Origin of the sequence: Staphylococcus borealis (assembly GCF_001224225.1) — a bacterium.
GTDB classification, from domain to species: Bacteria; Bacillota; Bacilli; order Staphylococcales; family Staphylococcaceae; genus Staphylococcus; species Staphylococcus borealis.
Window position 1 is genome coordinate 112,007 of the sequence record NZ_CUEE01000001.1, and the last position, 14,846, is coordinate 126,852.

A 14,846-nucleotide genomic window follows, 5' to 3' on the forward strand; every position below is an offset into this window, starting at 1 on the left:
AGAATTTCTTAGTGAAATTCTCTTTGTTGGGGCCCCGCCCGCAAGGATGACTAGAACTGAGAAAAGCTTGAATCAAGCGCCTTCTCAGTTCAGTCAGCTACTGCGAATTTGCAAAAATAGCCTCATTATATTATTTATGTCCCAGCCTCTTATTTAATGTAACCAAGACATTATGACTTGGGTTTTAGCTCTTTTTGTTACGACGCTTTCTTTCGGTAAAAGCGTTAAAAAGAGAGCGGCACAGAATTGATTTAAATTCATTGTACCACTCCCCTTCATATGAATCTAAGCACTGTGTGTCTTAGTCCATTTTGAATCATGTGTTGATGATGTTTGATTTTGATTTATTTATGCGCTTATTTAACTTTACGGTATCCATCATTTTTGTGATGTCCACGAACGAAGTAGTAAGTCGTTACCGCTGCTAAGAAAATAATACCAATGACAACTGAAACAACTGTTTCTTTGTTGAATAACATGCCAATTAATACAATTAATAAGAATAAGATTGTAATTGCACTCGCAAACGTTCCACCTGGCATTTTGAATGGATGACCTTCAACCTTCTCAGGATGCAATCTTCTGAAACGAATGTGACTAATTAAAATCATAAACCAAGGAATCATACCAGGTAATATAGATGCACTATATACATATACGAAAATACTATCCGCACCTTTAATAAATAAAGGAAGAATAACATTTAATAACGCACCTACTAAGATACCTAAAGCAATGGCTAATACTGGATAGAATGGTACACCATTTTTCATAACTCGTGTAAAGATTTTAGGCATTTGACCTTTTTGACCTAATGTAAAAATCATACGACTTGCACTAAAGATACCTGAGTTACATCCAGATAATGCTGCAGTTAAAACAACGAAGTTAATTAATCCAGCTGCAAAAGTGATACCAATTTTAGCAAATGTAGCTACGAATGGGCTACCGATTTCACCTAATTGATCCCATGGGTAGATAGTAACAATTACGAAAATCGCACCAATGTAGAAAATTAATATACGCCAGATAACACCGTTTACTGCACTTTTAATATTTTTCTGAGGATCTTTTGTTTCTCCGGCAGTGATACCAATTAATTCAACGCCTTGGTAAGAACCAATAACAATTGATAATGCAAAGAAGAAACCTACAAATCCATTAGGCATAAAGCCACCATGAGACCATAAATTTGAAAGTCCAATCGCATGGCCACCATTACCAATTCCAAAGAAGATTAATCCTAAACCAGCAATGATCATTAATATAATTGTTACAACTTTAATCATTGCAAACCAGAATTCAAATTCACCGAATGCTTTTACAGAAGTTAAGTTAGCTGCTAATAATAGTAGCACCGCAACGACACCAGGAATCCATTGTGGCAAGTTTGGGAACCAATAATTCATATACTCGCCCACTGCAATAACTTCACTCATTCCTACAACAATCCATTGGAAGATATTACTCCATGCTGTCATATATCCTGCTGCAGGGTGAATGTAATCACTCGCAAATGTAGCGAAAGATCCAGTAGTTGGATTTAAGTAAATCATTTCCCCCATTGCTCTCATGATTAAGAATAAAAAGATCCCTGCGATTAAATATGCAAAAATAACTGATGGACCAGTCCATTTAATCGTACTTGTTGCTCCCATAAATAAACCAACACCAATAGTACCACCAAGTGCGATCATTCTAATTTGACGTGCACTTAGCCCCCTATGTAATTCATTGTTATCCATTAAAATAACCCCATCTCTATTAAATCTAAGGTTCGAATACTTTTGTCTTTCAGAAAACCCTCTTTTGCTTTCCTTCTTTTCCCTTAAAAGTTCCTTTACCTTAATGAAGTTATTATACTATAATTTGACAAAATTAAAACATAAATTTTACAACTTTTTGAAATCGCTTCCATTACTGTTGTAATAACTCTTTTCAAATTTTTAAAAACCTTGATTTTACAGTATTTTTGCCATTTAAACAAAGTTACTTTTTACAATATTTTTTATTGAGATTTTTCACTTTTGCAAATAATCTTTTTTTAATTCAATTGTTTATAATCATTTTCTAAGCGTTTAATGGATGAGGATGTCGCAAAAATTAATTTAGAGTGTGATATACTTTTGTTAGAATTTTTACTGATCAATACAAGGAGTATTAATGAATGCAAGCATTGTTAAAAAAGAGTGTTAAAATTTCTATTATATTTGGCATCGTTTTCTTTCTATTAAACTATTTCAGTGCCAATCATGATACCGTTAATCCACTAATCATAAGAACACTAATCGCAACTTTAACTTTTTTCTTATTATATTTTGCTGTGTTTACAATTTTCAATTCAGATGAGCGTAAGTTAAAATTTGGCATTACGTTGCCAATCGCTTTAATTATTTTCATAATTATAGGTGCCCTCTTCTTTACACTGGAAATGGGTGTTATAGCGGGTCTCATTGTTGGCCTTTTAGCAGGATTTATTTGGGAATGGATTGATAAACAGAATGGAGGTACAAAATAATGTCTGTCACAATAGGTATCATTTTAATTATTGTCTTACTTATACTAAGTTTAGTGCCTAATTATAAAGCGATGCAACAAGCTAAATCACAAGGTCAAAAATCCACACGTTATACAATTATGGTAGGTATTGATTTAATTCTCATCGTCTTATTAATCGTCACTATTATATTAAAAGTATTTATGAACTAAGCGGTAATCATAATCTAATCGTAAAACTAGATTTTTATAGAAAGAGGGAGTGGGACGACGAATTTAAAAGAATTCTGTCCCACTCCCACTCTTTTCTATTTACTAACTATCATACGAGTGCTTTATATTCTTCCTTGTAACAATAAGTAATAGCCTATAGTAGCTAAAATCAAATAGATCATTGTACCGACAACGAAAGAACGCACTTGAACTTTAAAAGGTATATGTTTACTAAATATAGGGCCTAATACTAAATTTCCTATGCCTATGATAATAGGACCTGCTAAAAAGAATATGATAATTTGCCACGACATCATATTTACTCCTTATTCGCTTCAAAGAATGTATTTACTATCTCTTCAAAGCTTAAATCTTTGCCGACATAAGCTATGTCAGAGAAGTCTTGTGCTTCTGTCATCTCATTTGTATTAATAATTACATCTAACCCAGCATTCATTGCACCAGTAGCGCCATTGGCTGAATCTTCAATAGCTAAGCAATGTGCAGGTGAATAATTTAAGCGTTGTACAGCCGTTAAATAAAGCTCTGGGTCTGGTTTCACCGCTTCAACATCTTCTCTTCCTACAATCACATCAATATAATCGTTAATACCTAACGTTTGAATCGTAGGCATAATTTCTTCCCTATAACTACTTGTCGCAATCGCCATAGGTATGTGTCGTTGTTTTAAATATTTCATTAATGAAGACACTGTGTCGATAATATCTAATTCATGACTCGTATTATTATGTTCATCATATATTTTTTGTTTCTTCTCAATACCAATTTGTTGTTCAAGATAGTCATGTAACCCTTGCGCATGTCCCCCAATGTGACTTCTGTAAAACTCAAGTGTCACAGGTTTCACGCCATGAAATGAAAGATGTTTGTTAATTATTTCATATAAGTGTTTCTCAGTATCTATAATGGTACCGTCGAAATCAAATACTACAGCTTTATACATAAGATTGCTCCTTTAATTACTCCAATTATTGCTAAGTTTATCATATGACATATGAATTTCATACTTCGCCGAATACGTACTAACACGTTTAAAAGGAAACACTATTTGAATGCGTCAATTTAATTCCATGTTAAATCGCGTTACGATTGGATTACAAAATAATTAAATCGAACTTCATTCAAAAGTCCTAGTGCTAATATTAATAAAGAGTGATACAATCAGTGTGTATAAAAGAACGGTGTACGACTTAAGGGAATTTACAGGCTAAATGCTTTTTACATACGTTAAATAAATATAGGAGGTCATTGCATGTTGTTAGACAAATTTGAAACTTACATTATCAACATTGTAGGTTTAAAATCTAGATCAACTCGAAAACATTTAATTAAAGTCTGCAAAGACGTTAAATTTTGCGATTCATTTCAATATTCAATAATCAAATACGATGATATACCCGTTTTAGAAGTTAGCTTACCTAAGCAGCAACTGCCATATTTTATTAGCTTTTTAAGTTTTTATCAATTCTCAATTTATCAGATTTTATCTCCTAAACGAGTAAATACGTTACTAGATACGGAACAACCTTATCAATCATCTAAACGTTTCGATTTAGCAATAGACGGCCTCCAAGATGCATTCATTAAAGATAAAGTTATTGATATTATGACTTATTTCTCAAATAACTTTGATATCAAATACACATTAAATAACAACTGTGCAAGCATATGTTGTGCACCTGAAACATTCAGCAAATTACTACAAACGATTGCATGCAGAAATATTGATATTCTTTCTGCATCTTATAAAACACGTGTACTACATAAAGCAAACATTTCTTAATTAACTATCATCATAGTAAATCTATAATACGTAGAATAACCAAACTAGTTAGGAGTGGGACAAAGAATTTAAATAGCATTCTGTCCTACTCCTTATGTATTTTCTTTTTATGATAACAATGGGTTTAAATCCAAGTGACGCTCTGTTTATGGTGAGCAAGTGATAGAAACGTTTTACCAAAATAGGATTGTATACAAAAAATGACCAGTAGAAAATCTTATTCCAGATTTTCTGCTGGCCTTTTACTTAAATACATTATTTTTTATCATTGTCATCATAAACTAAATGTTCAAATGCTTCACGTACTTGTGGGACAGTCATTCCAACTACCACCTGAACGTTTTTACCACTTTTCACGAGGCCATGAGCCATTTGTTCATGAGTGAAATAAGCACTATCTTCAACTTTTGTTTCATCATTAACTGTTAAGCGTAAACGCGTTGTACAATTTGTAACGTCTTTAATATTTTCTTTTCCGCCTAATCCTTCTAAATAATAATGTGCTTTCGCTTCATATTCATTGCTAGGTTCAAAGCCTGAATTATCCGTATTTCCATCGCCTTTTTTCTCTTTGTAATCTTTCTTAGAGAATAATTTAACTTCTTCTTCAGCTCGACGTCCTGGTAATGGAATATCAAATTTCAAGATTAAGTATCTGAATACAACGAAATAGATACCTGAGAAAATAAAGCCTATCACAACTTGAGCTACATAAGTTAACCAATGATTTTGTCCTAATGGAATCCAGTTCGTCGCGATGAAATCAAGTAAACCGCCGCCCATGTTACCAACAACGCCGAAACCATACATAATTGTATCCATTGTCGCTGCTAATAATGCATGAATTACAAATAAGTAAGGTGCGATAAATAAGAATGTAAATTCTAAAGGTTCAGTAATACCAACAACTACCGCAGTTAAAGTAGCTGGTACTAACAATGCTGCAACCTTTTTACGGTTTGCTTTAGGCGTTGTAGAATACATTGCTAATGCAATACCAATCGCACCAAACACTTTACCGTTACCTTGTAACATGAAACCATAATGGAATTGTTCTTTTAAAGGTTTACTACTTTCAGCAAACTCATTTAAATGTCTAAACCATTCTGCTTTAAGTCCATCTTTTGCTACAACTGGACCTACTTCAATTGGTGCATAAATGAAGTGATGTAAACCAGTTGGAATTAACACACGTTCTAAGAAATGATACAACCAAACACCAATATAACCAGATGCGATAATGAAATGTTGCATTGATTCAATACCACTTTGTATTGTTGGCCATACAACACATGTGATTGCTGCAATTGGTAACATAACAAAGAATGATATTGTTACAACAAATGTTAAACCTTGGAATACACCTAACATTTCTGGTAATTTCTTGCTATAGAATCGGTTATGTATCCATGTCACGATGGCAGAAATAATGATACCACCAAGAATATTTGTATCTAATGTTTCGATACCAGCAATTGCTTTTAAGCCAGTTACATTTTCAACACCTTTTTCTAAGTTGGCACCAAATGTATGTGGCCATTGCGTTAAAATCGCGTTGATAAATGTATTAAACATTAAATAGCCCATTAATGCAGCTAAAGCAGCATGACCAGGTGCTTTCTTAGCTAATGATAAAGGCAATCCAACCACGAATACGATTTCCATATGATTGAAGATTACCCAACCACCTGATTCAATCACAGACCAAAATTTAAACCAAAATGTATGATCATTTGCTAATCCGCCCATGATAGTTGGATTTTTGAATAATGTCGCAAAACCTAATACAATCCCAAAGAATGCAAACATTAATACGGGAACGATCATAGCACTCCCAAATCGTTTAATAGCGTTCATAATTTAACCCCCAAATCTTTCTATGTTGTACTTAAGTCCATCGTACATATAAAAGCGTTTTCTTAATATCTATTATAGTAAACGCTTACACATATACAATGACGTTGACCGATTTTGAAATAATTTTGTATAATCAGTTTATGTTTTCTATACATGAAAATATTTTCAGGAAAGAATGAGAGGTGTCTTTGTGCTATTAGATGAAAAAGTAAATGCTAATTTCGACAAGTTAAATGATAACGACCTTCAAATTGCACATTTTGTAAATACGCATGTCAATCAATGTAAAACTTTAAAAATACATGAACTCTCGCAATTCACTCATGCATCTAATGCTACGATTCATCGTTTCACACGAAAGTTAGGATTTGATGGTTATAGTGACTTTAAATCCTATCTTAAATTTGAAAGTGAACATTTAAGTCAACTGCCAAAAGATTCAATGGATGCTTTTAAACAAGAAATAGAAACAACATTTAGCTATTTAGATCGCATCGATTATAATTTGATTACAGATAAACTGAATCATGCATCTACTGTTTATTTATATGGCACCGGTCGCGCGCAAAAGAACGTTGCGGAAGAAGCGCAACGAATATTGTTAACAATGCATAAAAATATCATTGTCTTACATGACGTACACGAATTAAAGATGGTACTGAACCGTTCAGTAGCTGAAGATTTATTTTTCATTATTTCTCTTTCTGGTGAAAGTCATCAACTTTCAGATGTAACTAATCTACTTCAATTACGTCAAAAATATTTTATCTCAGTGACAACAATGAAAGATAATACACTAGCGCAAAAGGCTAGCTACAACGTTTATGTATCAAGTAATACGTTCTATTTATATGATGGTACAGATTACTCAAGTTTTATTAGTTATCATATTTTCTTCGAAACATTACTACGAAAATATAACGAACGAAAAGATAGCGGTGAACTCAGTTAAGCGCGATTAACAAACTAGGGGTGGTACACCATTCGTAATGAATGTAGTGTACCACCCCTACTTTTATGACTGACTTATATTGAGATATCATGAGACCATTGTTAACTGAAATCAACCAACTACTGTCAATGTTTGTAGTCGTTTCAGTCATTGATTATAATAATTGATTATCTTCTACATATTGTTCAAGTATTTGATGCATTTTATCGAACATCAATTCTAGACCATGAACAGTTGAGTCATGATATTCTTTTTTCTTTTGTTTATATTCTAATGTTGTTAAACGTCTTTCACGTTCGACTAATGACTGATAATAGAAGAACATTTGTGTACCGCCACTTTCACGTTCTTCAAATTCGACTTCAATAATATCTTCTTGATCACTTAATTCAGGCATACCAATTGTCATTTTAATATACTCGTTATTAACGAGTTCTTGATATGTACCTTGAATTATATTTTGACGCCCATTACGTGAATCTACAATTCGATATGAACCGCCTTCTTTCATATCTACATCAATAGATTTATTTGTACGTTGAGAAGTCATAAACCATTGTTTTAATAAATCTTCGTCTGTCCAAGCTTGATATACTAATTCTGGTGAGTATTTCAATAAGCGTTCGATATGAATTTCAACATGTTCATTCTCTACATTATATTTTGCCACTTGTTTCACCTACTTTCACTCTTACTTCTATTTTAACGTATTTCAATACAGTTCCAAACTTTGAACTATTAAAATGTTTAATTATTTTAAATTTCTTAAAAAAAACAACCTACACAACTGAGCTGATTACTTAGGATTGCTGTTCGGCTTAGCTTTAACACGTGGATATCTTAATATAATAGCTAAAATGCCACAAATTCCTAGTAAAAAGGAATAAATACAATACGGCATAACACTAAACGGAGATATACTTGCCACGCCAGCTGCTGCAATGACTTGTGGACTATAAGGTAAAAAGCCTTGGAAACATCCCGCAAATATATCTAACAAACTTGCTGATTTACGCGGATCAACATCATATTCATCAGCAATATTTTTCGCAAGTGGCCCCGACATGATAATTGAAATTGTATTATTAGCTGTTGCAATATCTGCAGCACTCACTAATCCAGCAATACCAAATTCTGCGCCACGTTTCGTTTTAACTTTAGAACGAACAAAATTCAGTAACCATTCAATGCCACCATTGTGTTGAATGATTCCAACTAAACCACCAATAAGCACTGCAATGATTGCAATATCCTCCATACCAATAATTCCTTCTGATACTGCTTGTAATAATCCCTTCCAACCAAAAGAACCATCAAACAAGCCAATCAAACCAGATAATAATGTACCACCGATTAAAACGATGATTACATTCACACCAATCAGTGCTAAGGCTAATACCAATACGTAAGGAATGACTTTAATTAAATTGTAATCATAGCTTTTAGAGTGATCTATTGAAATACCATTAGTAAGGAAGAATAAGACAACAATTGTTAATAGTGCTCCTGGTAATACAATCCAAAAATTCACTTTAAATTTATCTTTCATTCGTGTCTTTTGCGTTCGAACGGCAGCTATCGTTGTATCAGAAATCATCGATAAATTATCGCCGAACATGGCACCACCTACAACCGTACCCATTGCTAACGCTGCTGGAATATCCGTTGCTTGAGCAAACCCAAAGCCAACAGGTGCTAATGCCGCAACGGTTCCTACTGAAGTACCCATTGAAATAGAAACAAACATACATATTACAAATAAACCAACGATAATTAAATTCTGCGGTATTAATGATAAACCTAAATTTACAGTTGATTCAACGCCACCCATTTTTTCAGTTGTGGTTGAAAAGGCACCGGCCAATATAAAGATAAAGACCATCAAAATAATGTTTGAATGACCTGCACCTCTTGTAAATACCTCAACTTTATTTGCGAATGTTTCTTTTCTATTCATAATTAAGGCAACGATAACAGTAATTGTGATTGCTACATTAAGGGGCATATTTGTAAAATCACCTGTAACTGCACCAACACCTAAAAACAAGGCAATAAATAATACTAGTGGCAGTAATGCCCATGCATTGCCTTTTCTTTGTTCTTCCATACTTAACCTACTTTCCTTATAAAAATAATTTTATTATTAAAGTTACAAGAATACTGTCATAACGTCAATAAAGTTTTATGGAAATTGCATATTTAAAATCATCGTTTGTGACATGACATTAACGATTGGGTCGTTCAATTGTAAATCGCTCTCCTAATTTAGCGTAATCATTACCTGCTAAACGTGCAACAGGTTTGAGTTGATTTGCATTAATTTTACTGTCTCCAAAATATACATCGTCCTGTATATGATACTTAACAATTGTTCCAATAATTAAATCAGCGCCCTCATCTTCAGAGCCTAATAAAATCATTTGTTCAAGTTGACACTCAAATCTAATTTTGGCTTCTTTGATTGCTGGTACATCAATAATATCAGAAGTCATCATATGGAGTTCAGTCAAATCAAGTTCATTGTCTTCAGGTTGGATTGGCGCTGCAGTTTTATTAATTTCTTCAACATTATCTTCATCCGTAATATGAACAACAAATGATTTAACGTTTTCAATATTGATTGCGGTATCTTTGCGTTTTCCTGCTTTTCTTTGTGCGGAAATAGCAATCATAGGTGGCGCATTATTAACGATATTGAAAAAGCTAAATGGTGCGGCATTTAAACGCCCTTCGCTATCTGAAGATGTAACAAATGCGATCGGCCTTGGAATAATCGAGCCACTTAATAATTTATAATTTTGAACATCTGTTAATTGCTTAGGATCAATGTGCTTCACGCTCTATCACTCCTACTCATTTCATTATAAAAACGCAAGAGTCTTATTCAAACCCTTGCGTTGGATTTACAATTTTATATTTAATTAATTTGAATACCACCAGTTACACCGAAGACTTGACCAGTTGTATAACTTGAGTCCTCAGAAGCAAGTAAGACGTATGTGCCAGCGAGTTCTACAGGTTGTCCTGCTCTACCTAGTGGTGTATCTTGACCAAATTGTGGTATCGCAGACTGTGGTTGACCTCCAGTGATTTGTAATGGAGACCAGAATGGACCAGGTGCAACGCAATTCACTCGAATCCCCTTCTCTCCTAATTGTTCAGAGAAGCTTTTCGTGAGTGAAATGATGGCTGCTTTTGATGCTGCATAGTCGTGAATAAGTGGATTTGGATTATACCCTTGAACAGATGATGTTGTTGTTATAGATCCACCAGGTTGTAAATAATCCAATGCCTTTTGCACGGTCCAAAATACTGGATATACATTGGTTTCAAATGTTTCTTTAAACGATTGCGTATCAAATCCTTGTAATGTGTCATGATACTGTTGATGACCTGCTACTAATGTCACATTATCTAAACCACCTAGTTCATTATACGCTTGTTCAACTAAATCATAATTAAATTGTTCATCACGAACATCCCCAGGTATTAAGACAGCTTTACGTCCTGCCTTTTCAATAACGTCTTTAACTTCTTGCGCATCTTGTTCTTCACTTGGAAGGTAGTTAATGGCAACATCGGCGCCTTCTTTCGCATAAGCGATAGCAGCCGCACGTCCAATTGCTGAATCACCTCCCGTTACCAACATTTTATAATCCAATAAACGATGATGCCCCTCATAGGAAGTTTCCCCACAATCAGGTTGTGGTGTTAAATTGGATTGAAGTCCTGGTAAATCTTGTTCTTGTTTTTCATAATCAGATGACTTAAATTTAGTTCTTGGATCTTGTGCGCCCATTTTATTCAACTCCTAAAGCATGTTTAGTGTTTGTTTACCCATTCTTATTGATTATTAAATCAATTATTGAAAAATATCATACAGTCACACACACCATATTTTAATTTCATCATTGGCGATGAATTAAATTAAAGCGCTTCAAACAACTGATCAATGAGCGTTATAAAATATTCTGAGACTTTCTCAAGTATACGTTCATCTGGATCAAATTTCGGATGATGTAGATCGTATTTACTATTTGAACCAATAAATGCAAACACACCAGGATGATTAGCTAATAAACCAGAAAAATCTTCACCAATCGTATATGGATTTTCTAATTCAATGATGTTATAACCGACCTTTTTAGCGGCTTCTTTAGCATGTTGCGTTAAGTACGCATCATTGACTACCGTTCCTGGAAGTCTGGTATAAACAACTTCAATTTCTACATTAAATAATTGCTCTAACCCTTGAGCTATCTCATGAAATCGCTGTTCTATATAATTTTGAATCTCAGGTTTAAACGAACGCACTGTGCCTTGGGCATAAGCTTGATCAGCAATTACATTCCATGTATTACCAGATGATACTTCTCCAATCGTCACTACCGCGCTATCAAAAGCCGATATATTCCGACTTACAATCGTTTGTAGACTTGTAATTAATTGACCGAGTACCATAACTGGATCATTACCTTGTTCAGGTTTTGCAGCATGCGCACCTTTACCGTGAATTTTAAATTCAAAACGATCAACAGCGGACGTAATAGGCCCAGCCTTAATTGCAAATTCTCCAATATCTAATGTTGGATAGTTATGGAATCCAAGAATAGCTTTGACATCATCCAAGACGTCTGTCTCTGCAATTGCTTTAGCACCATAACCCGTTTCCTCTGCAGGTTGGAATATCAATTTCACACGACCTTTAAGTGTTTGCTCTTGTTCTTTTAATTTAGTGGCAATAGCTAAGATGCTAGCCATATGAATATCGTGACCACACGCATGCATCACGCCTTCATTAGTTGAAGTGAATTCATGGTCAACTTGCTCTGTAATCGGTAACGCATCTATATCTGTACGTACAGCAATACATGGTTCTCCTTGACCAATTTCAGCTATGAGACCTGTTTCTAAAGGAAGGTCAATGATTTTAATATCATATGCTTGTAATATACGTTTTATACGTTTCGTCGTTTCGTATTCTTTCTGAGATACTTCAGGAAATTGATGAAATATTCGTCTCCAATTGACATAGTCATTAAATGTTGTCATATCGATTGTCGTCCTTTCTTTTTGAAAATAAAGTGAATGCCATAATAAATCAATGTCCCTATAACGACACCAATAGCTAAATTGTGAGACATTAAAATTAATATCATCGTTATCATCATAACGATGCCATGTGTAATTGGCGCTTCTCTCAAATGTTTAAATGTACGTCTATCAAACGTATTTAAGGATATCGTAATGAGTACCGATGCCAAAACTGCCATAGGAATTAATCCTACAATTGGGCCCAAAATGACAACACAAGATAAAAGAAACATTCCAGTAATCAATGTCGCTAACCGTGTTGTGGCGCCCATTTTAAAATTAAACTTTGACTGACCTACTAAAGCGCTTGAACCATAGCCACCTAGAAGTCCAACTAACACATTAGCTAACCCTTGACCCATCACTTCACGATCTTTATTCGATTCACTTTGCGTTATGGTGTCCATCATATCGTTAGTAAGATTGGTTTGAACGACAGAAATGATAGCCATGGTTAATGCATATAACATGATAATACTAAGTGCATGTGCATTTAGTAATTCTGTATAAACAGAAGGCTTAGGGAGAGTAAGTCGAATTTGTGCTAAATCATGTACCAATTGAACATTGGGTTTAATTAAATAACTTACTACTGTTAATACGATGATGGCGATTAGTGGCGCCGGTATCAATCGTATCAATTTCGAGGATAGATAAATGATAAGAAATGTTGCAATTGCTACATAATACGTTGCAGTTGTAATGCCAAAGATATATTTTATTTGTGTCGTAAGTAGTAAAATACCCAGGGCATTCATAAATCCTATAACGACAGTATCGGGAATATGATGGAGTATCTTATCTATACGACATAACCCAAAGATAATCAAAATGATGCCCATAACAATTGTTGACATAATTAAATAATGAACATTGTATTGTTCAACAAGTGGTGCACCTACAATAGAAATACCACTACTCGGACCAGATACCATACTAATCCGTTCTCCTAGCAAACTTATAAACAACATCATTAATCCACAACTCATCAACCCTACAGTAGGACTAATATGCACGATAAACGAGAAAGCTATAGATACTGGGAGTAATGCTAACCCCATTAAGATACCAGCCAAGATATTTTGTGCAACATCACCACGCCATTGTTGCTTATAGCTTAATCGTTCCATTACCAGTCACTCCCCTATTAGTTTATATCGTAACATAATTGTCAAACTTTTCTATCAATTTAAATTAGAAAAAGAGCGGAACGGGAGTGGGACAGAATTCTTTTTAAATTCGTTGTCCCACCCCCGTAAGGGTGACTAGAACTGAGAAAAGCTTGAATTAAGCGCCTTCTCAGTTCAGTCAGCTACTGCGAATTTGCAAAATAGCTTCATTATATTATTTTTGTCCCAGCCTCACATCCCGCTCTTACATATATGAATACATGATTTATAAGCAATTAATACGTCATCGTTAACGGTATAGTCTTATCATTCACGTTAATTATTGATACTTATACTAAGAAATGATGAATTAAATTTGCTGCTAATTTAGATGTACGATCATCTACATCATAGTCAGGATTGGTCTCTGCAATACTAATGGAAGATACTTTTTCACTTAATATGATTCGTTTACTAATTTCAAATACTGAATGCGGATATAATCCCAACACACTTGATGCACTAACGCCTGGCGCAAACGCACTATCAATCACATCCATACATATCGTAAACATAATCGTATCATGATCGTGAATAAATCGTTCTACTTTATCTTTAATGGTAGGTGATACTTGATGTAAGAGTTCATCCGCATACACATAGATAACATCGTTGTCTTTCGCATAATCATACAATGCGCGCGTATTGCCACCTTGAGCTAATCCTAGTACTAAATAATCAGCCTTATCATCATTATCTAGTATTTCTCGAAACATCGTGCCAGATGTAGGTGGTTCATCAGGTCGTGTATCGAAATGCGCATCAATATTTATAATGCCAATTGAAGCATCTGGATAGACATCTCTTGTCGCTAAATATTGGGCATAGGCAATATCATGTCCACCACCAATGAGAAAGGCTTGCTGATGTTGTTGAATAACTTTAGCGGATAACTGTGCCATCTCCTGTTGCGTCTCTCTTAGACAGTCATTCGTATGTGAGACATTGCCGTAGTCAACAAGCATATCACACTCACTTAAATCTGGAAGTTTCGCAAACTCACGTTTAATAGCGTCTGGTCCTTTTCTTGCTCCTACTCTACCCTTATTGTTCTCTACACCTTTATCAACCGCATATCCTAAGAAACCAACGCCTGTCTTCTCTCCTACATTTTCCATTTTTTCTAAATTAGCAAATTGTACTGTCTGAAAATGTCTAAACTGTTTGGGATCTGTGTCGCTATCTAAACGACCTGTCCAAAGTTGCGGATTACCTTGTGTATACATTTCATTGCCCCCTATTGATTTACTCTATACCATTA

At 34.4% G+C, this 14,846-nt stretch carries 15 protein-coding genes; 4 read left to right on the forward strand and 11 right to left on the reverse strand.

Going from position 1 to position 14,846, the window contains the following annotated elements; all coding sequences use genetic code 11:
* Positions 1–356: 356 nt before the first annotated feature.
* Positions 357–1,745 carry an amino acid permease gene (locus AK212_RS00630; protein ID WP_053028610.1) on the reverse strand — a complete coding sequence of 463 codons (1,389 nt, stop codon included), beginning with the start codon at positions 1,743–1,745 and terminating at the stop codon, positions 357–359.
* Between the two features lie 422 nt (positions 1,746–2,167).
* Here AK212_RS00630 and AK212_RS00635 point away from each other — a divergent pair, with 422 nt between their 5' ends.
* Together AK212_RS00635 and AK212_RS00640 are read left to right on the forward strand one after the other, a co-directional pair.
* The gene (locus AK212_RS00635) at positions 2,168–2,518 is read left to right on the forward strand and encodes a hypothetical protein (protein WP_053028611.1); all 351 of its coding nucleotides are present in this window, start codon (positions 2,168–2,170) and stop codon (positions 2,516–2,518) included.
* Positions 2,518–2,709 (forward strand): hypothetical protein, encoded by a 192-nt coding sequence (locus AK212_RS00640; RefSeq protein WP_053028612.1) that lies wholly within the window; start codon positions 2,518–2,520, stop codon positions 2,707–2,709. Before AK212_RS00635 ends, AK212_RS00640 begins: the two co-directional genes overlap by 1 nt.
* Before the next feature lie 122 nt (positions 2,710–2,831).
* On the opposite strand, the gene AK212_RS00645 is transcribed toward AK212_RS00640, so the two are convergent.
* Complete coding sequence (locus AK212_RS00645; RefSeq protein WP_053028613.1) at positions 2,832–3,023, reverse strand: hypothetical protein; 192 nt, start codon at positions 3,021–3,023, stop codon at positions 2,832–2,834.
* A 5-nt stretch (positions 3,024–3,028) separates the two neighbouring features.
* The gene (locus tag AK212_RS00650) at positions 3,029–3,673 is read right to left on the reverse strand and encodes an HAD family hydrolase (protein ID WP_053028614.1); all 645 of its coding nucleotides are present in this window, start codon (positions 3,671–3,673) and stop codon (positions 3,029–3,031) included.
* A gap of 309 nt (positions 3,674–3,982) precedes the next feature.
* Here AK212_RS00650 and AK212_RS00655 point away from each other — a divergent pair, with 309 nt between their 5' ends.
* A complete protein-coding gene (locus tag AK212_RS00655; protein WP_053028615.1) occupies positions 3,983–4,513 on the forward strand; it encodes a hypothetical protein in 531 nt (176 codons plus the stop codon).
* 255 nt (positions 4,514–4,768) lie between these two features.
* Here AK212_RS00655 and AK212_RS00660 read toward each other — a convergent pair whose 3' ends face one another.
* A complete protein-coding gene (locus AK212_RS00660; protein ID WP_053028616.1) occupies positions 4,769–6,370 on the reverse strand; it encodes an alpha-glucoside-specific PTS transporter subunit IIBC in 1,602 nt (533 codons plus the stop codon).
* 190 nt (positions 6,371–6,560) lie between these two features.
* Here AK212_RS00660 and AK212_RS00665 point away from each other — a divergent pair, with 190 nt between their 5' ends.
* The gene (locus AK212_RS00665) at positions 6,561–7,322 is read left to right on the forward strand and encodes a MurR/RpiR family transcriptional regulator (RefSeq protein WP_053028617.1); all 762 of its coding nucleotides are present in this window, start codon (positions 6,561–6,563) and stop codon (positions 7,320–7,322) included.
* 154 nt (positions 7,323–7,476) lie between these two features.
* Here the strand turns inward: AK212_RS00665 and AK212_RS00670 are convergent, their stop codons facing one another.
* The 7 genes from AK212_RS00670 to hutG all read right to left on the reverse strand — a co-directional run bounded on the left by AK212_RS00670 (position 7,477) and on the right by hutG (position 14,811).
* A complete protein-coding gene (locus AK212_RS00670) occupies positions 7,477–7,992 on the reverse strand; it encodes an SRPBCC family protein (protein WP_053029049.1) in 516 nt (171 codons plus the stop codon).
* A gap of 126 nt (positions 7,993–8,118) precedes the next feature.
* Positions 8,119–9,429, reverse strand: a complete 1,311-nt coding sequence (locus AK212_RS00675) for a Na+/H+ antiporter NhaC family protein (protein WP_053028618.1) — start codon at positions 9,427–9,429, stop codon at positions 8,119–8,121.
* 118 nt (positions 9,430–9,547) lie between these two features.
* On the reverse strand, positions 9,548–10,159 hold the full coding sequence (locus AK212_RS00680; protein ID WP_053028619.1) for a flavin reductase family protein: 612 nt from the start codon (positions 10,157–10,159) through the stop codon (positions 9,548–9,550).
* Positions 10,160–10,239: 80 nt separating this feature from the next.
* On the reverse strand, positions 10,240–11,121 hold the full coding sequence (locus AK212_RS00685) for an SDR family oxidoreductase (RefSeq protein ID WP_053028620.1): 882 nt from the start codon (positions 11,119–11,121) through the stop codon (positions 10,240–10,242).
* A 128-nt stretch (positions 11,122–11,249) separates the two neighbouring features.
* Positions 11,250–12,374 carry an amidohydrolase gene (locus tag AK212_RS00690; RefSeq protein WP_053028621.1) on the reverse strand — a complete coding sequence of 375 codons (1,125 nt, stop codon included), beginning with the start codon at positions 12,372–12,374 and terminating at the stop codon, positions 11,250–11,252.
* Entirely contained in the window at positions 12,371–13,546 is a 1,176-nt protein-coding gene (locus AK212_RS00695) for a SulP family inorganic anion transporter (protein ID WP_053028622.1), read from the reverse strand. The genes AK212_RS00690 and AK212_RS00695 overlap by 4 nt, the downstream gene beginning before the upstream one ends.
* Positions 13,547–13,875: 329 nt before the next feature.
* A complete protein-coding gene (gene hutG, locus AK212_RS00700) occupies positions 13,876–14,811 on the reverse strand; it encodes a formimidoylglutamase (RefSeq protein ID WP_053028623.1) in 936 nt (311 codons plus the stop codon).
* Positions 14,812–14,846: the final 35 nt, after the last annotated feature.